Genomic DNA, 18,738 nt, shown 5'->3' with positions numbered 1-18,738 from the left:
TCCTGCGCCTTTACCCGCTACCCAGCAGAGGAAGAAACATGACGAATTCCCCCTTATTTCACCCCTACGAACCTGGAACGATAACGCTTGCTAACCTGAACAACATCTTGAGAGCGTACTCAGAATGAACAATAAACGTGTGGCTCTGGTGACAGGCGCTTCTTCAGGCATCGGCGAAGCGACGGCTCATCAACTTTTAGCGGCGGGTTATAAGGTTTATGGCACCAGCCGGCGTGGATCTCAGGCGGGTACACACCGCTTTCCGCTGCTGACGCTTGATGTGACTGACGATGCTTCGGTCGGGGCCGCTATTGACGATCTGCTGCGCCTGGAGGGGCGGATCGATATTCTGGTCAATAATGCGGGCTTTGGGGTCGCGCCTGCCGCCGCGGAAGAAAGCTCTATTGAACAGGCCTGGAGCATTTTCGATACCAACTTTTTGGGCATCGTCAGGCTGACGCGGGCTGTGCTCCCTCATATGCGCCGTCAGGGCAGCGGGCGCATCATCAATATCGGTTCGATTCTCGGGGTCGTGCCGTTGCCGTATGTCGCGCTTTATGCGGCCAGCAAGCATGCGGTCGAAGGGTACACGGGAGCACTCGACCATGAACTGCGCACCCAGGGCATCAGGGTTTCCGTGATCGAACCTGCCTACATAAAAACGCAGTTTGAAGCCAATAACAGAGAAGCGGATGCAAAGCTGGAAGAGTATGACCTTATCCGGGCTAAGCTGACGAAAGTGGTCAGTAAGGCAATGGCCGAAGCGGAAAGTCCGGAGGTTGTGGCTAAGGTGGTGGTTAAAGCGGCCCAGGCTCTACGGCCCAAGATCCGCTACACGGCAGGATCGCTGGCCGGTAAATTGAATTTCATTCTCCGATTCGCGCCTGCAAAAATCCTGGATAAGGTCGTGCGCAACAGCCTTCAGCTTGATGCGAGAGAGTCATCATGACATTTTCGCGACTGGCCGCGTCAGGCATCGTCGAGCGGCGTGAAGGATATGCTAACGGGCAAATTCTGTTTGCCGTATTTATCGAGCCGTTACTGGGAACCGCTTTTTTACTCGGCAATAGCGGCGCCAGAAAACATATCAGGACAAATACCAGGAAACCAGCACCATGAAAGCCTTCACGTTTAAACGCTACGGTAAATCCCCGGCGCTGGGATTTGATGACGTCGATTATCCCACCCCCGCGGCTGATGAACTTCTGGTTAAAGTTTACGCCGTTGGCCTGAATCCCATTGATAACGTGATTCCTGGCGGCCTGTTCAAACCGATTTTGTCTTTTAAACTTCCCGCAACGCTGGGCAGCGACTTGTCCGGGGTGGTTGTGGCAACGGGAAGCCGCGTGACGCGTTTTAAGCCAGGCGATGAAATCTTCGCCAGTATTTTCGACAGGGGAACCGGTTCTCTTGCCGAATTTGCGCGAGTACCTGAAAATCTCGCTGCCATGAAACCCGCAAACCTGGATTTCGAACAGGCAGCGTCGCTCCCGATGGTGAGTCTCACCGCCTGGCAGGCGCTGACAGAGAGAGCCGGACTGCAGCCAGGGCAGAAGGTGTTCATCCCGGCGGGGTCCGGGGGAATAGGCAGTTTCGCGATCCAGCTGGCAAAGCATCTTGGCGCAAAGGTGGGAACGACCACAAGTTCAGGCAACCTTGCGTGGGTGAGTCGTCTTGGCGCAGATGAGGTGGTTGACTACAAAAAGCAGACGTTTGAAAACGTGCTGAGCGGCTACGATATTGTACTCGGCACTCTCCGGGGAGATTCGATTGAAAAAGCCGTTAAAATACTCAAGCCTGGTGGCAAGATTGTTTCCCTCACCGGACCATTGGATGCCGCGTTCGCCCGTGACCGGGGGTTAAATTTCTTTTTGCGTTTTATCTTTGCGCTGATGAGCCGAAAGATCCTGCGTCTTACACGAGTGCGGGGTCTTAGCTATTCGTTTTTATTTGTCCGCCCCGATGGCGAGCAGCTCGCGCAAATTAGCCAACTCATCGAATCCGGGCAGATCGGGCCTGCGATCGACAAGGTGTTTCCCTTTGCCGAAACAAAGGAGGCGCTGGACTATCTTGCCCGGGGCCATGCTAAGGGAAAGGTGGTCGTTAGGGTGTCTGGGTCATAACCGCAGCGGTTTTCCGCTTCAACAAAAACACTTTCGTTTAAATCCGTCGTCCTTACTCTCCATCGGGAGCGCCCTGAGGACGGCCTTGGCCCGCAGGGAAAAGCGGGCGTCACGCCGTAGCGTTCACTTCCATCATTGAGATAAGCTGTCATAGGTGAGCCGATGCTTTTGTTGGCAAAGGATTTTGTCTGATACAATTTTGCTCGGGGAGCATCCGAATCTGGCCCAACAGCGTATGTCGCCTGACGCGGACGCTCCGGGCAGGTGCCGTCACCTGTGAGGATGATATTGCGCGATCCTGAAACAAGTCGAAATCGTGACTTAATTCTAAAATGGTCACTTGTTGTCAATCAAGGCGCATCACGCTAAGCTGAAAAAATGACTAAGAATATGAACGTCCCACCATCACGCGGCCCGCTCGATCACAGCGTCCGGGAGCAAATCGTCGACGCTGCCTTTGAGCATTTCGGGCATTACGGCTATGAAAAAACCACCGTGGCGGAGCTGGCTAAATCTATCGGTTTTTCAAAATCTTATATCTATAAGTTTTTCGAATCCAAACAGGCTATCGGCGAAGTGATCTGCGCTAACCGCCTGGAAATGATCATGGCCGCGGTACTCTCAGCGGTGGCTGACGCGCCGTCAGCCAGCGAAAAATTACGCCGCCTCTTCCGGGCGCTCACCGAAGCGGGGAGCGAACTCTTTTTTCACGATCGTAAACTCTACGATATTGCCGCCGTCGCCTCGCGGGAGAAGTGGCCTTCAACAGAAAGGTATGCGGAACGGCTGTTAAAGCTGATTGAGAGCATTCTTGTCGAAGGCAGGCAGGCCGGGGAGTTCGAAAGGAAAACCCCCCTTGATGAAGCCACTTATGCGATATATATGGTGATGTGCCCCTTCATCAATCCTGTTCAACTGCAGTTTAATCTCGAAACGGCCCCAACGGCGGCGGTTCTTCTCTCGTCGCTGATTTTAAGAAGCCTGGCCCCCTGATTAGTGACCATTGACTTTATTGGTCACTAGTCTGAGAATGCGGAAACCATCCTGTTATTTGATTAAGGGTTTCCCATGCTCAGGCTTCATTCAGCCCGCTTTGCCGCTTGTCTTCTGCCGTTGGCCCTCGTGGCCTGCGGTGATAACGCCTCGAGTGACGATCCGCGCACCCAGCCGCCGCTCGTCAGATCCGCATCCGTAGAACTCGCGCACGATACCTCTCGCACCTATACCGGCGTGGTGGTGGCAAGGACGCAAAGCGATCTTGGTTTTAGAGTGCAGGGTAAGATCCTTGAACGCTTTGTTGATACTGGCCAGAGCGTTAAGCGCGGTCAGCCGCTGATGCGGCTGGATCCGGCCGACCTGAAGCTGCAGGCCGTGGCTCAGCAACAGGCCGTTGACGCCGCCAGGGCGCGCGCGCGAAAAGCCATCAGCGATGAGGCGCGCTACCGTGGCCTCGTTGGCGCTGGCGCAGTCTCCGCCTCGGAGTATGACCAGATTAAAGCGGCGGCAGATTCCGCGAAAGCGGATCTCAGCGCAGCCCAGGCGCAGGCAAACGTGGCGCAAAATGCCACGGGCTATGCCGTGCTGCTGGCCGACTCTGACGGCGTGGTGATGGAGACGCTTGCCGAACCCGGTCAGGTCGTTAGTGCCGGGCAGGCGGTGATCCGGCTGGCCAGAGCGGGGCAGCGTGAGGCGCTGGTACAGCTGCCGGAGACGCTGCGCCCCGCCATCGGCAGCGAAGCGCTGGCGACGCGCTATGGCGACGAAACGCAGCCCGTCGCCGCAAAACTGCGCCTGCTTTCCGATGCCGCCGATGCCACCACCCGTACCTTTGAGGCGCGGTACGTGCTGGAAGGCCCGTTAGCCAACGCGCCGCTGGGGGCGACCGTAACGCTGCACATCAAAAAACAGAGTGGGGAAAGCCAGGTCATGCAGGTGCCGCTGGCCGCGCTTTATGATGCGGGCAAGGGACCGGGCGTCTGGCGGATCTCCGCGCAGCCAGCCAGGGTCGCATGGCAGCCCGTCAAGGTGCTGAGCGTGGGCGAGGAGGCGGCGCAGGTAACGGGCGAGGTGAAGCCCGGTGAGAAGATCGTTGCGCTAGGGGCGCATCTTCTGCACGAGGGCGAGGCTGTCCGCCTGGCCGGGCAACCGGATACGGCCCGGACGGGGGATAAACCATGAGCCAGGGCCGCTTTAATCTGTCAGCGCTTGCGGTGCGCGAGCGCTCGGTCACGCTGTTTTTAATTATTCTGGTGACTATCGCCGGTATTTACGCCTTTTTTGGCCTCGGGCGAGCGGAGGATCCCCCCTTTACGGTTAAGCAAATGACGGTTATCACCGTCTGGCCCGGCGCGACCGCGCAGGAGATGCAGGATCAGGTGGCTGAGCCGCTGGAAAAACGCCTGCAGGAGCTCAAATGGTATGACCGCACGGAAACCTATACCCGGCCCGGCATGGCCTTTATCACGCTCTCACTCCAGGACAATACGCCGCCATCACAGGTGCAGGAAGAGTTCTACCAGGCGCGGAAGAAGCTTGGCGATGAAAGCAGAAACCTCCCCGCCGGCGTGACGGGGCCGATGATAAATGATGAATTTGCCGACGTCACTTTCGCCCTGTTTGCGCTGAAAGCGAAAGGAGAACCGCAGCGCCTGCTGGTCCGCGATGCCGAAACGTTACGCCAGCAGCTCCTGCACGTCCCGGGGGTCAAGAAAGTCAATATTATCGGCGAACAGGCCGAACGGATTTATATCTCCTTCTCCCATGAGCGTCTGGCTACCATGGGGCTCTCGCCGCAGGATATTTTCAATGCGCTGAATAACCAGAACGCATTAACCGCGGCAGGTTCAATTGAAACGCGCGGCGCGCAGATCTTTATCCGCCTCGATGGCGCTTTCGATGAATTGCAGAAGATCCGCGATACGCCGTTTATTGCTCAGGGTAAAACGCTCAAGCTGTCCGACGTGGCAACGGTAGAACGCGGTTATGAAGACCCGCCCACTTTGCAGATTCGTAACCAACATGAACCGGCGCTGCTGCTGGGGATCGTGATGCGTGAAGGCTGGAATGGGCTGGCGTTGGGTAAAGCGCTGGATGCCGAAACGGCAAAAATCAATGCCAGTATGCCGCTGGGGATGACCCTGACGAAAGTCACCGATCAGTCCGTGAATATCAGCGCCGCAGTCGATGAGTTTATGATCAAATTCTTCGTCGCCCTGCTCGTGGTGATGGTGGTCTGTTTTGTCAGCATGGGGTGGCGCGTGGGGGTCGTGGTCGCGGCGGCGGTTCCCCTGACGCTGGCGGTTGTTTTTGTGGTGATGGAGGCCGCCGGTATCAACTTTGACCGCGTGACGCTGGGCTCCCTGATTCTTGCCCTGGGCTTACTGGTTGACGACGCGATAATCGCCATCGAAATGATGGTGGTGAAAATGGAGGAGGGCTACGACAGAATCAAAGCTTCCGCCTACGCCTGGAGCCATACCGCCGCGCCCATGCTGGCCGGTACCCTGGTCACGGCTATCGGCTTTATGCCGAATGGTTTCGCCCAGTCCACCGCCGGGGAATACACCAGCAATATGTTCTGGATTGTTGGCCTCGCCCTGATTGCCTCATGGCTGGTCGCCGTTGTTTTCACCCCTTATCTGGGGGTGAAAATGCTGCCGGATATCGCAAAGGTAGAAGGGGGGCATACCGCCATCTATGACACGCCGCGCTATAACCGCTTTCGCCGCCTGCTGACCCGCGTTATCGCCAGGAAATGGCTCGTGGCCGGTTCCGTCATCGCGCTTTTCGCGCTGGCGGTCATGGGGATGGGGCTGGTGAAAAAACAGTTTTTCCCCACCTCTGACCGCCCGGAAGTGCTCGTTGAAGTGCAGATGCCCTATGGCACCTCGATTGAGCAGACGAGCGCGGCAACGGCAAAAATAGAGGACTGGTTGGAAAAACAGCCGGAAGCCAGGATAGTTACCGCCTACATTGGCCAGGGTTCACCGCGTTTTTACCTGGCGATGGCCCCCGAACTCCCCGATCCGTCGTTTGCCAAAATAGTGATATTGACGGACAGCCAGGCATCACGCGATGCGCTCAAATTGCGGCTGCGGCAAGCCGTGGCCAGCGGACTGGCGCCTGAAGCACGCGTTCGCGTGACGCAGCTGGTGTTTGGCCCGTATTCCCCTTTCCCGGTCGCCTGGCGAGTGATGGGGCCGGATACCGATACATTGCGCGACATCGCGGACCGGGTTAAGGGCGTGCTGCAGGCAAGCCCGATGATGAGGACCGTCAACACCGACTGGGGATCGCGCGTGCCGACACTGCATTTCACCCTCGATCAGGACCGTCTACAGGCAACCGGCTTAACGTCCAATGCCGTTGCTCAGCAGCTCCAGTTCCTGCTATCGGGCATTCCCATCACCGCCGTGCGGGAAGATATTCGCTCGGTGCAGGTGACGGGGCGCGCCGCGGGGGATATACGTCTGGATCCGGCCAAAATTGAGGGGTTTAGCCTGGTCGGCAATGCGGGCCAGCGCATCCCGCTCGCGCAAATCGGGAAGGTGGAGGTCAGAATGGAAGATCCTTTACTGCGTCGCCGCGACAGAACGCCCACGATTACCGTGCGGGGGGATATTGCCGACAATCTTCAGCCGCCGGACGTTTCCGCCTCCATCATGAAACAGCTGCAGCCGATTGTGGACTCGCTTCCGCCCGGGTACCGCATCGAAATGGCGGGGTCGATTGAGGAATCGGCTAAAGCCACCCGGGCGATGGCGCCGCTGTTCCCCATCATGATCGCCCTGACGCTGCTGATCATCATTGTGCAGGTGCGCTCAATGTCGGCCATGGTTATGGTATTTCTTACCGCTCCGCTCGGGCTTGTCGGCGTGGTTCCCGCGCTGCTGCTTTTCAATCAGCCATTTGGTATCAACGCCCTCGTCGGGCTGATTGCGCTTTCGGGCATTCTGATGCGTAATACGCTGATTCTTATCGGGCAGATTCACCATAATGAGAAAGAAGGTCTCGATCCGTACCATGCGGTCATCGAAGCGACGGTGCAGAGAGCCAGGCCCGTTGATGCGCCGCGCGATAAATGCACTCTATCTTGTGCGATAAATGGCATCCACGCGGCGTTTCATTATTTGAAAAAGAATTACATTTCAGGTTGCGTTATGACAGTCCCAACAGGGTGATAGCGGTAGATCGTTGACAGTCCAATATCATAGATAATTGCCAGCCGCTTTCTGTCATACCCTTTCTGGAGCAATCTTGCGATCTGCTCATGCTGCTCCTTCGTCAGTTTCGGGCGACGTCCTCCAACTCTTCCTTGTGCTCGCGCAGCAGCCAGTCCAGCCAGCGTGCGCTCAACTATCAGTTCACGCTCCATTTCTGCCAGTGCACCCATCATATGAAAAAAGAACCTTCCCATCGGAGTGCTGGTATCGATTGAATCCGTCAGACTGCGAAAATTGACACCTTTTGCGCGTAGCTCTTCTGTGAGAGCAATGAGGTGTTTCATTCTTCTACCCAACCGATCCAGCTTCCAGACCACCAATGTATCCCCTCTTTTAAGGCACTTTAAAGCGCGTTTCAGGCCTGGTCGTTCCGACTTGGTTCCGCTCATTTTGTCCTCAAAAATCTGTTCACATCCTGCGCACATTAATGCATTGCGTTGCAAATCTGTGTTTTGGTCATTTGTTGACACACGTATGTAGCCAATCAGCATTAAAAATACTCCCTTTTGAGTGGTTAAAGTACTGAGATAATGTGGGGAGGATTTGAGAGATAAACGTTGGTTTAGGAGAAGGCTCGGCGCTACCCGTTGGTGTGCCTGTTCCGTGGCCCACCGCCACACCGCCAGCAGGCTGGTTAAAGTGCGACGGGCGCGCCTTTACAAAAGAACAATATCCTGTTCTGGCCAGAGTCTACCCGACCCTCCGTCTTCCCGATTTACGCGGTGAGTTTATCCGTGGATGGGACGACGGGCGCAAAGTTGATACAGGACGTAAGTTGCTGTCCGCACAAGGGGCAACGCTGTTAAGAACAGCAATGCTGGATTATTATAACCAGGACACTACGGGAACCTCGGGGATAGTCGGCATGGGATTCAACAATGAAGATTCCATTACAGACCTTCGTGAGGGCAGCTTTAAAATGCCGGACGGGACAACATTCAGCGATCCTGTCGTGGCAATGTCAGACAATGGTATGCAGGCTACTATTCTGACCTCTATCAGAAGCGGGTATGCGAAGGGTATCACTGTCAGACCCCGTAGCATTGCACTTAATTACATTGTGAGGGCAGTTTAATGAGTAACACTGCAGTTCTGGATGAAAACGGTATCGCCACTGTAGCGGGCGATATCACTGTATATCACTATGACGAGGAAACCCGGGAATACACCTCATCCTCTGTGGAGTATCTCGCCCTTGGGGTGGGTACTCCGGCACATTCGTGCGCCGATGCACCGCCGGAAGCAATTTCGGGTTACGTGGTTTGCCGGACTGCCACGCTGAACGGGTGGGAGCATGTGCCTGATCACCGCGGCGAGACGGTATACAGCACGGAGAACGGTAACCCCGTTCTGATTACCCAACCGGGTGATTACCCGGCGGACACCACCACAAAACAGCCAGCCACGCCATGGGATACCTGGAACGGTGAGGCGTGGGTAACCGATACTGAACGGCAGCGAGCCGCAGAACTGGAGGTTGCCAGACAGCAACGCCAGCAACGGGTGAAACAGGCGATGGCGTCCGTCGATCTTATCAACCTCAAACTGCGTGCTGGTCGCAGTCTGAAACCAGAAGAAACGGCAAAACTGAACGCCGTGCTGGATTATATCGACGAGCTGAACGCACTGGATATCAGCAAGGCACCTGAAATCAGCTGGCCGGAAGCGCCACTGGCGCTTGCCGGCTGAACGGTATCACGCCGCCCTCACGATATAGTTAAATGCGATATTGCGGGGGCGAGCTGATACATAAGCCCACCAGTCATATCTTTGTGCACCTTTAGAGGATGCATCAAATATCCACTTTTTGCCATTTAAGACCCCCAGTTGATTAGAGGTTAAAGCGTCACCAAATCCGTATTGTGTAGAGCCGAGCGAACTGATATCTCCGGTATCATTATCATCAAAACCGGATACGATAGTCCCTTCCTGAAATGAAAGTAGCGCACGCCCGGTATCAACCTTGCGACCACCGTCCCATCCACGGATAAACTCACCGCGCAAATCGGGAAGACGGAGGGTCGGGTAGACTCTGACCAGAACAGGATATTGTTCTTTGGTGAACGTAGCTCCGTTGCACTGTAACCAGCCTGCTGGCGGTGTGGCGGTGGGCCATGGAACCGGTACACCAACAGGCAATGCAGAGCCTTCCCCCAAACCAACGTTTCTATGCCGCCCTTACGATGTAATTAAACGCAATGTTACGGGGACGAATGGTCACATAATTAACCCCATCGCCTCGCGAAGGACCTGCAAATGAAAAACGGGAGAATCCAGGTTGGTTGTCAACGATTTGGTCATAGTTATTGATTGAATGACCAGACCCAATGTCAAAATTACCTGCGTAATGAGAAAAACTTGTACCATCCTGCCGTGAAAGCAGATCGCGCCCTGTATCCACTTTTCGCCCGTCGTCCCATCCACGGATAAACTCACCGCGTAAATCGGGAAGACGGAGGGTCGGGTAGACTCTGGCCAGAACAGGATATTGTTCTTTTGTAAAGGCGCGCCCGTCGCACTTTAACCAGCCTGCTGGCGGTGTGGCAGTGGGCCACGGAACAGGTACACCAACGGGCAGCGCCGAGCCTTCCCCCAAACCAAGGTAATTGAGGACATCTTTTATACTGCCCTTAGCGATAATAGCGCGACCAATAGCTGTAAGGGTTGCCAGCTCTGCGCGGTCTGCTCCGGTAAAATAAGGCAACCGATCTGCTGCAGTGGCAAGTCCTGCCAGAGCAGTGAGCGTGGCATCTGCCGGTTGTTTTCCGTTTGCCAGATCGTATGCAGCCTTGACCGCTTTCGGTGTGGCGGCCAGTATTTCAGACGTGCTGTTGATGGCACTGCTCAATTGTACGGTGCCTTTTGCCGTCAGCGAGGCAGCAGGCACTCCCGTTATCTGACTCCACGGGTGAGTGTGGCTGACGGGCGCCTTGCCGGCTGCAAGGTCGTATGCAGCCTTGACCGCCTTCGGCGTGGCAGCCTCAGTTTCTGATTGACTGTCCGTGGCGCTGCTCAGTTGTACGGTGCCTTTTGCCGTCAGTGAAGCCGCAGGCACTCCCGTTATCTGACTCCACGGGTGAGTGTGGCTGGCAGGCGCCTTGCCGGCTGCCAGGTCGTATGCAGCCTTGACCGCTTTTGGTGTGGCGGCCAGCGTTTCAGAGGTGCTGTTGGTGGCACTGCTCAGTTGGGTGAACCCCTTAGCTGTCAGTGTCGCGTCCGGGTGGTTACGGGAACGTACGTGTTCAGCCAGTGACTGTGCGGCTTCCTCCGTTTTCTTCTTCAGCCATTTCGTCCTGTTTGCCAGTTGCCGGGGGGCTCGATTTGATATCCCGTCTGCACCACCCAGAACCGGATCTGATGTCTCCAGTTGATAGATATTTTCTTCCCACTTTTCTGTTTCATTCAGGTTTCCCATAATCAACTGCTCCCGTGGTTATAACTGCCATCATGGATGGCGGTATTGTTATAGCGAATGGCCACAGACTGATACTCCAGGCTGGCCAGATGGCAGCGGGCCGGTGCAAATGCAGCCAGCGTCTGACGCAGCATCGCGGCCTGATCGTTAGTAATGGGCTGTTTCAGAATAACGCGATAAACTGCCCAGGCGGCTGCATCTCCATGAACAAACAGTCCGTTATAGCTGCGATTGCCGTCGTAACTGAGACGACCTGTGCCTTCAATCAGATCCACTTCACCAAAGCCAAAACGGCGGATAACTTCCCGGATTGACCACGGCGTCCCTTTATACCGGTGCAGTTCGATGGCTGCTTTTATAAGCATGCGGCGAACATCGTCCGATTCCGCCAGCTCCCAGCCATCGCCAGACAGTGAGAACTGCTCGCCCAGCCATGGCAGCGCGGAACTGTCGACGATATCGACGAGAAAGACCATCAGTACGCTCAGGTCGATGTTATCCAGCCGTCCTGCCAGTCTTCCCAGCGTCCTGAGACTGATATCACCCTCAAGCGGTGGCGGGAGTTGTAATGGCTCAGTCATCAGACACTCCAGTCATGTTAAGAGTGATTGCCGTACAGTTTGCCCATTCGTTTTCTGCCACCACCCGCAGTGCCGGTGTCACCAGTTCAACCTGGTACACCCCGGAAACGGACAATGCACTGATAATCTGGCTGGGGACAATATCGCGCCCCAGCGTGGCGGCACGTGATGCCACCCAGTTCTGTATGGCGCTGTTAGCGGCATCTTTTACAGACCTGGCATCCTGATCACGATAGATCGTAATCCTGGCTTCAATGGTGTAATCCACCTTCACTGGTGTTTTAGCCCGCACTGTATCAGTGAGTGGCCTGACTTTCTCATCAGAGCAGAAACTCTCTACCAGCGTGAGAACACCGCCGTCCGGCAGACCGGTACTGAGCAGCGGATACAGATCTACGGTCCCGGGAACCGGGGAAAGCACAGCAACATCGACAATGTTGGGATGGGCCTGCATGGCATGAAAGCGGTATGCGCCACGGCTTCCGGCATTGGTGAATGACTCCGGGGCCAGCCTGATACGCTCCCGGAGCCTGTCATCGTCTTCCTGTTCTGAACCGCCGGAACTGGCCATCAGATTGCTCACCAGCAGGTTAACGTTATCAATCTCATCGAGTAACTGACTGACCTGCGCAGGTTGCCAGCCGTTACCAGCGGTACCGGGTTCGGTACAGGTGGCCGTGACATTGACCAGCAGCAATCCGGCCTTCAGTACCACATCTGTATCGGTGGCAAAAATAACGCTGTCGGAAGCGCTGACGCGGGTGCCTGCCGGGATCAGCACATCAATGGCCAGTGCCTCATCTACGGAGAACTGGAGCGTGGTGGTGGCAGGCTGCGCGGCAAGACGGTATACACCGACCAGTTCACCGAGGTAATCAATCATCGGCTCACGGGCAAAGGCGACCAGATTCTGCTTTGCTGCCTCCTGTACCGCAACCCTGACCAGCATTTCGCGATAGGCCCACAGATCAATCAGCAGACGTTCTGCCTGTGCCGGGTACAGCGTTTTGCCGGTATCCGCTTCATACTTCGCAATCATTTCTGCCGTGATTTTGTCGGCATCGCGTTCAATAAAATCGGGTTCTGTCAGCGCCATAGCAGCTCCTGAGTCCGGGTCTGTCCGTCTGAGCCTTTCCAGCTCACCCGGAGCGTAAGATGTTCGCCGTCGACGGCGGGTTTAACTGACATAAGCTGGCAGCGGGGCTCCCAGCGCCGGATGGCATCGACGGATTCGCGCACCACATGCGGAATGGCCCGGTCTACAGGCCAGTCGATATAAAGATGCAGATTGCTGCCGAACTCCGGGCGATGCGGGTCGCTGCCGCGGGGAGTCCGCAGGATAATTTGAATCGCCTGCCGGATATCATCCAGCCCCCGGACAATTTCGCCGGGAGCCTGCAGGGCTGGTTGCCAGAATACTGAGGTTGTTTTCATGGGGGCAGTATTGCCCCCGTGCGGGAACGCTGATATTAAAGGCGTTTAAAAAGCTCAGTGGGAGTGGTGGCTGGAGTTTTCGCCATCAGACAACATACTGCCCGTGGCATGGACATTCCCTTTAATCTCGATATTGCCATGGATGGTCGCGGTAACACCTTCACCACCAGAACCCGCCATGCCTCCTTCGTAAATCAGCTTACCCCTGACACGCAGATCTCCGGTAAGTTCGGTTTCCGGTGCGTCAATCGTGGCTTTCTGTGTTTTCAATACCACATCAGCACCACACTCAATGACAATATGCTCAATGCCGCCCCGGATGATCAGAGTGTGCGTCTTCCGGTTGTAGCTGTACTCTGCACCATCAGCAAACCGGGTTCCCCGGATATTTTTGTCACTGAACGGTGGTTTATCGACGTCTGAATACACCGCGCCCAGAATAACACCATCCTCGCCGTTGGCATCGAGCAGCACCTCAACCTGCTCCCCCACGTCAGGGAGCCAGTAATCTTTGTTATCCTGGGTATTGCGCTGCAGCACGTTAAGCCAGTTTGTGCGCAGGTTATCGCATTCAGGCAGACGAACGCGGGCCTGAACCCTGTCGGCATCAACGGCACTGACCGTACCGACCTGACGAGTGACACCAGTCATTTTTTCTTCTCCTTAATCACCGTCGATGTACTGCCATCCGGGTGATAAACCGTGAGTTTCTGAGTTTTTTGTTTTTTCCCTCTTGTGACTGGCCCCCGTGCCACTTCCAGCTCTGTGGTGTAGCCGCTGTTACGGTCAAACGCATGGCGGGCAGTGGTTATGAGCCATGGCCCGGATAACTGCCCAAAACTCACCAGTTCAATTTTGTTGCCTGCTGTCAGTTGAGGTGTTCCCGTCAGCGTCAGGGAGCCGTTCTGCTGGTATTCGTTATGTCTGGCCAGTGCTGAATCCGCTTTAATCCGGGCACTGTCCGGGTCGCTGACGCGGCTGTTAACTTTAAGTGAGTCAGCGCTGGTAACCTTACCACCTTTGAGCTTTTTGTCGCTTTCACGGGTACCACCATCAGCTTCGTAGACGATCAGTTTTTTACTGCTGCTTTTCTGGTGTTTTACCTTTGCAGATTTATAGACCCGGTTGATGGTGTCACGCAGGGAAAAGCGGGCCACATCCTGCGGTTTTAACTGCCTGACCGGCTCCTGACTGCGCAGTGTGGCCAGATGAGAAAAAATCAGCTGGTCACTGACCACTTTCACTGCATAACCATACTCGCTGGCCAGCCGGCGCAGAAAACCCACGTCGGTTTCAGCATACTGGGTCACCCGGTCGATTCTGATGGACTCAATGCTGCCCACCAGTTTCAGCCGGTGCTTTCTGGCAATCCGCCCCGCAACAGCTGCCAGCGTGGTGTTCTCAAAACCACGACTGGTTTTAGTCCGCAGGGCACTGTTAACCGAGGTGGCCACCCCACGGATAGAAACAACGGAAGCGGGCGAACTCACTTCGATCTCGTCTATAGAGAACGTACCGCAGGACAGCAGCTTCTCGCCCTGATAGCCCATTTTCAGCGTCAGCGTGTCACCCTTGCCCGGATACCATTTATCCAGCCAGCGGCCATCGGTGTCGTCCAGCTCCACCTCAATGGTATCGGACTCATTTTTGATGTTATCGCTCCAGGTCACACGGGTGACATAAGGCGCGATATCAGAGGTGATGTTTTTCTGCAGATACCACAGAGTGAACACCGGTGTCAGCACATCGCTGACGCCGGTTAACGCTGATGTGACTTGCGCAGTGCTGTTTATCTCAGCCATGGGGCAATATCCTCTTCTGTACGGGCTTCTTCAGCCTCAATCACCGGGATCAGTAACAACAGCCCGGAGGGCAGCACCGGCGTGATGGCCACGTGCGGATTGGCGGCAATAATCCGGGGATAGCCCAGCGGGTCACCGTAGTACTGCCATGCCAGCGAATCCCAGCGCTCTCCGTCACGGGTAACATGTTCAAGAAACATCACACACTCCTCGTCAGTATTCTGGCGGCCATTGCACTTAATCCCGGAGACATGCGGTTGAATGCTGTGCCGACGGCGTTAAGCTGCCCGGAAACGGTATCCAGAGCACCTGCAATATTTCTTTTGTCCACACCACTCAGCGCAGACTGTGCCTGCTGTACATACGTGGCTGCTTCGCTGGCTGTTCTGGCCAGACTGATGGCATCGGGCATGGATTCAGAGAGTGCGTTAAACGCCGGAACACTTTTCCCCAGAGCCCCGGAGATATTACCCAGTCCGCTCATCAGCCCCGGCACACGGGTCAGTGCGACAACGGGGTTATCCTTCATTTTCTGTGTCACCCGAACGGCGCTGATAGTGGTCTGGAGTACAGACTGCGCCTGTTTCGCATAGTTGACGCCGTTGCGGATGAACTGCGCCACCCCTGAAGGTGAAGGTATGGCACCGGAGACCGCCCCGACACCCGGGAGCTTCGTGCGTATTGCCGGTGGTTGCAGAGGATTTTTCGGGTCACCGGTGTATTCCCGGAGAGACACGGTGGCACTGACAGCCAGCACGTTGCCGGTACTGTCAGTCTGCTCGCTGGTTGCAGTCACATCGGTGATCACGAACCAGCCGCGATAGTCACCGTTGCCGAAGACCAGCGCCAGTGCCTGATGGGCTTTCATGGCTGTTCGCAGTCTCGCCAGCTCCACATCGGGTACACAATAATGCTGATGGAAAACCAGAGTTATCTGGATTTCGTCCAGCCTGTCGCCGACGAACTGCAGACCAGGCTTACCCCCGATGCGGGCATGCTCCGCATAATCGACGCCGAACGTGGCCTCGAAGCCGTCCCAGTAGGTAATCAGCTCAAACTCAATATCACCCAGTACGGCAAACATCAGCGGTACTCCTTACGTTGTTTCTGAGCCAGCAGACGCTCCAGCATTTTTTCCAGCTCATGCAGACTCATATTCAGGGCACCAGTCAGTCCTGCAGGCGCTGTGGTTTCCCTGCCATTGAGGAAAAACTGAGGATTAAAGCTGACCTGGATACCACCAGACGTTCCACCGCCGGTTGCAGCTGCACCACGGCCTGAATATCCGGCAGCCAGGATTTCAGGCGAGGGGATACGGGGAACATCCGGTGTCATCTCATTTGCCAGACGTTGCCCTGGTAAAATCGATGCCCGGGTGGAGAGCGGAATAGCGGGCATGGAAGACAAACTATTGATTACGGCTCCGATCGCATTTTTAGCAGACGACATAAACCCATTGATATCGGGCAACGGCATACTGAAGCGAACACCTGAAGTGTTATCCCGTATTTCTGGCCCCTGAATGCTCACGGGCATTCTGGGGAGCAGTTCACTGGCCATTCGCTGCCCGGCCAGAGCTGCAAGCGGAGTGGTCCGCTGCAGGCCAATGGCGGCCCCCTGCGCGATATTGTCACCAAAGCCCATAAACACGCGGCTCGGCGAATGAATGCCCAGCTTTTCGCTGAACCAGCCACTGATGCTGTCGCCCATTCCGGTTACACTGGATTTGAGCGACTCCCATTTGTTTTTGATACCGTTAATCAGACCATCGACAAGATGGCCACCGAAGTCGGTAAACTTTGCCGGCAGATCAACACCAAGATATTTCAGCGCAGCTGCAAAGGCTTTATAGAGCAGACCTGCCGGCGACCAGTTAATCAGCAGCTTACCAGTTCCCGCGATACCGCCGTTAAAGGCTTCCTGAATGTCAGCCCAGCATTGTTTAAACCAGCTACTGATGCTGTCACCCATTCCGGTTACACTGGATTTGAGCGACCCCCATTTGTTTTTGATACCGTTAATCAAACCGTCGATAAGATGGCCACCGAAGTCGGTGAACTTTGCCGGCAGAGTAACGCCGAAATATTTCAGCGCAGCCGCAAAGGCTTTATAGAGCAGGCCTGCCGGCGACCAGTTAATCAGCAGCTTACCAGTTCCCGCGATACCGCCGTTAAAGGCTTCCTGAATGTCAGCCCAGCGCTGTTTAAACCAGCCACTGACTGCCCCCCAGTTGCGGTAGATAAGGTAAGCTGCTGCCGCGACAGCGGTGATAACGAGACCGATGGGATTCATCATCAGCGCTCGCCCAATCCAGAGAACGGCACGTGCAGCGCTCATAAAACCGCGAACGAGGCTGCCCGCCAGAACTTTGCTGAGTTTCAGTCCTCCGCTGGTCAGTCGGCTGAATCCAGTGACAAGCCAGCGTAATTTGCCACCTTCTCCGAGTGCGGTAGTCAGTCGATGCCAGTTGGTCCGGAGTAAAACAGCAGTTTTCCAGACGTTCACAAAGGGGGAAATAAGGAGATTCAGCCCCAGTTTGAGACCAACAGTCGCTATCTTAATCGCAAGGAGCGCACTGATGAGCTTAAAAGCCCCACTGACAAATTGCGGGTGAGTCGCCACCCAGTGTTTTGTCCCCTGAATGAGTGGGAGCAAGTCCTGAGTCAGAGAAATAAAAGATGGAGCTAATTGATCGCCCAGCGTAATTGCCAGATCGCGACTGCTGACCATAAGTGTTTTAGTGGCTTCAAGGGGAGATTTCAGCCGCTGATCATAAGCACTGGCAAGCAAATCGTTATCCGCAGCCCTGAGAGCACCGGCACGGATCTCTCGATATCTGTCCATGTTGGCCAGCATCGGGCGGATAAATGCCATGACCTGCATATCCGCGAACATATCGCCCAGACCAAAGTTTTTCGCCAGAGCCTGAAGTGCCTCATCTCTTGCCGTATCATTCTTTATTTTCATGGCTGATTTGAAGCCGGCCAGCGCTTCGGGGCTTTTGGCATTGAGGTAACGTTCTATAACACTCAACATCCCTTCAATCGGAGAGATCCCCGCAGCTTTATAACTCGCAATAGATCCCTGCAAATCAATACCCAGATCAGCAAACTGTTTCTGAGTATCGCGGGCAAAAATTTTGGTAAGAAAGTTTTTAAAATTATTGGCTGCTTCGTCGGTGGAACCTGCACCGATTTTTGCTATCTGGAGACTGGCCCCGATTTCAGCAACAGCCTCTTTTCCACTGGCAATACCCGCCATCATTGGGGCCAGGGACTGCATCCACTTGACCTGATCCGGGATTTCAAATGACCCCTGGTCACCGGCATAAGCCATAATATTCTGAACGGCACCAAAATCTCTGGCCGCGCCTTTCAGGGAGTTTTGCCAGACTGCGGCCACTTTTGCCCAGTCCTGAGCAGACGTGCGTGTTGCCGTTGCCGCGCGGGCAATATCCGGCATCAGAAAACCGATATCTGACACATTATCAATATTGTCGCTGATGAGTGAACCCATCGCCTCCTGCAGCTCATCCTGATACTGATTGTATTTAAGCGCCCAGCCTTTTATCTGTCCGGCAAGTGCATCCCGCGTTTTATTGTCATATTTTGCGGTGATCGACATATCAATCATTTTGTCCTGAAAAGACATGGACTGCTGAACGGCAGGGGAAACCGTATGATAAACAGTCTGTGCCATGCCATACGCTTCAATCCCCTGACCATACAGCGCCATGCGGTTAGCTTTCAGCGCATCACTGGTAGCGGATGCCGCTGACAGACGGCGCTGCTGGCGCTCAATTTGCTCCATGGTGCGGCTTACCCGCAGCAGCTCGCTGTTGAGATGCTGCATCCGGGAAGAACCCAGTTGACCATAACGTTCTGTTGCACGGGTTAAAGCGTTCTGACGTTCCTGCAGGCGGCGTGAGGTATCGCTCAGGGAATCAAGCGCACGGCGGGTACCGCTCATTGCAGAACGGAATGTGCTGCCAATCATCCCGCCGATAACAACGCCGACTGAAAACTGTCCCGACATAGTGGTTAACCTCCGGGGAAGGTGAAAAGACGTGAGGGGATAACGCAGAACAGCCGCTACTGGCGGCTGTCTGTACTATGATTTGTCGCCGTACTCGCTTTTGATTTGCTCTTCAGCCTGCTCCAG

General features: G+C 55.3%; 17 protein-coding genes and 1 pseudogene. 7 read left to right on the top strand and 11 right to left on the bottom strand.

Features of this window, described 5'->3' with window-relative positions; genetic code table 11:
* Positions 1-124: 124 nt before the first annotated feature.
* From JLG71_RS17990 to JLG71_RS17970, 5 genes are all read left to right on the top strand, one after another.
* Positions 125-949, top strand: a complete 825-nt coding sequence (locus JLG71_RS17990) for an oxidoreductase (protein ID WP_014228708.1) — start codon at positions 125-127, stop codon at positions 947-949.
* A 166-nt stretch (positions 950-1,115) separates the two neighbouring features.
* Positions 1,116-2,123 carry an NADP-dependent oxidoreductase gene (locus JLG71_RS17985; protein WP_014228709.1) on the top strand — a complete coding sequence of 336 codons (1,008 nt, stop codon included), beginning with the start codon at positions 1,116-1,118 and terminating at the stop codon, positions 2,121-2,123.
* 378 nt (positions 2,124-2,501) lie between these two features.
* Positions 2,502-3,116 (top strand): TetR/AcrR family transcriptional regulator, encoded by a 615-nt coding sequence (locus JLG71_RS17980; protein WP_025106190.1) that lies wholly within the window; start codon positions 2,502-2,504, stop codon positions 3,114-3,116.
* Positions 3,117-3,191: 75 nt separating this feature from the next.
* Positions 3,192-4,301 (top strand): efflux RND transporter periplasmic adaptor subunit, encoded by a 1,110-nt coding sequence (locus JLG71_RS17975; RefSeq protein ID WP_200913724.1) that lies wholly within the window; start codon positions 3,192-3,194, stop codon positions 4,299-4,301.
* Positions 4,298-7,303, top strand: coding sequence for an efflux RND transporter permease subunit (locus JLG71_RS17970; protein ID WP_227630941.1), 3,006 nt, complete (start codon positions 4,298-4,300; stop codon positions 7,301-7,303). Before JLG71_RS17975 ends, JLG71_RS17970 begins: the two co-directional genes overlap by 4 nt.
* Here the strand turns inward: JLG71_RS17970 and JLG71_RS17965 are convergent.
* Positions 7,264-7,836: a recombinase family protein gene (locus JLG71_RS17965; RefSeq protein WP_000904922.1), complete on the bottom strand. Its 573-nt coding sequence runs from the start codon at positions 7,834-7,836 to the stop codon at positions 7,264-7,266. The two genes, JLG71_RS17970 and JLG71_RS17965, sit on opposite strands and share 40 nt — an antisense overlap.
* Before the next feature lie 101 nt (positions 7,837-7,937).
* On the opposite strand from JLG71_RS17965, the gene JLG71_RS17960 reads away from it, so the two are divergent.
* Together JLG71_RS17960 and JLG71_RS17955 are read left to right on the top strand one after the other, a co-directional pair.
* On the top strand, positions 7,938-8,420 hold the full coding sequence (locus tag JLG71_RS17960; protein WP_001486917.1) for a phage tail protein: 483 nt from the start codon (positions 7,938-7,940) through the stop codon (positions 8,418-8,420).
* The gene (locus tag JLG71_RS17955) at positions 8,420-9,034 is read left to right on the top strand and encodes a tail fiber assembly protein (protein ID WP_000072165.1); all 615 of its coding nucleotides are present in this window, start codon (positions 8,420-8,422) and stop codon (positions 9,032-9,034) included. Before JLG71_RS17960 ends, JLG71_RS17955 begins: the two co-directional genes overlap by 1 nt.
* 6 nt (positions 9,035-9,040) lie before the next feature.
* On the opposite strand, the pseudogene JLG71_RS17950 reads toward JLG71_RS17955, so the two are convergent.
* The 10 genes and pseudogenes from JLG71_RS17950 to JLG71_RS17905 all read right to left on the bottom strand — a co-directional run.
* Positions 9,041-9,508 (bottom strand): annotated as a pseudogene (locus JLG71_RS17950) (phage tail protein); the annotation flags it as partial.
* A 4-nt stretch (positions 9,509-9,512) separates the two neighbouring features.
* A complete protein-coding gene (locus JLG71_RS17945; RefSeq protein WP_023363137.1) occupies positions 9,513-10,760 on the bottom strand; it encodes a phage tail protein in 1,248 nt (415 codons plus the stop codon).
* A 2-nt stretch (positions 10,761-10,762) separates the two neighbouring features.
* Positions 10,763-11,341: a phage tail protein I gene (locus JLG71_RS17940; RefSeq protein WP_000138756.1), complete on the bottom strand. Its 579-nt coding sequence runs from the start codon at positions 11,339-11,341 to the stop codon at positions 10,763-10,765.
* Positions 11,334-12,437: a baseplate assembly protein gene (locus tag JLG71_RS17935; protein ID WP_001219098.1), complete on the bottom strand. Its 1,104-nt coding sequence runs from the start codon at positions 12,435-12,437 to the stop codon at positions 11,334-11,336. Before JLG71_RS17935 ends, JLG71_RS17940 begins: the two co-directional genes overlap by 8 nt.
* Entirely contained in the window at positions 12,428-12,775 is a 348-nt protein-coding gene (locus JLG71_RS17930; protein ID WP_000859111.1) for a GPW/gp25 family protein, read from the bottom strand. Before JLG71_RS17930 ends, JLG71_RS17935 begins: the two co-directional genes overlap by 10 nt.
* Positions 12,776-12,829: 54 nt before the next feature.
* A complete protein-coding gene (locus JLG71_RS17925; protein WP_000148266.1) occupies positions 12,830-13,426 on the bottom strand; it encodes a phage baseplate assembly protein V in 597 nt (198 codons plus the stop codon).
* Complete coding sequence (locus tag JLG71_RS17920) at positions 13,423-14,577, bottom strand: phage late control D family protein (RefSeq protein ID WP_000808007.1); 1,155 nt, start codon at positions 14,575-14,577, stop codon at positions 13,423-13,425. Before JLG71_RS17920 ends, JLG71_RS17925 begins: the two co-directional genes overlap by 4 nt.
* Positions 14,565-14,777, bottom strand: coding sequence for a tail protein X (locus JLG71_RS17915; protein WP_000478224.1), 213 nt, complete (start codon positions 14,775-14,777; stop codon positions 14,565-14,567). The genes JLG71_RS17920 and JLG71_RS17915 overlap by 13 nt, the downstream gene beginning before the upstream one ends.
* Positions 14,777-15,661 (bottom strand): phage tail protein, encoded by an 885-nt coding sequence (locus JLG71_RS17910; RefSeq protein WP_000458387.1) that lies wholly within the window; start codon positions 15,659-15,661, stop codon positions 14,777-14,779. Before JLG71_RS17910 ends, JLG71_RS17915 begins: the two co-directional genes overlap by 1 nt.
* Complete coding sequence (locus tag JLG71_RS17905) at positions 15,661-18,612, bottom strand: phage tail tape measure protein (RefSeq protein ID WP_000016538.1); 2,952 nt, start codon at positions 18,610-18,612, stop codon at positions 15,661-15,663. Before JLG71_RS17905 ends, JLG71_RS17910 begins: the two co-directional genes overlap by 1 nt.
* Positions 18,613-18,738 lie beyond the last annotated feature (126 nt).

Source organism: Klebsiella michiganensis (genome assembly GCF_015139575.1).
GTDB classification, from domain to species: Bacteria; Pseudomonadota; Gammaproteobacteria; order Enterobacterales; family Enterobacteriaceae; genus Klebsiella; species Klebsiella michiganensis.
This window is presented reverse-complemented; position numbering and strand designations above follow the sequence as displayed.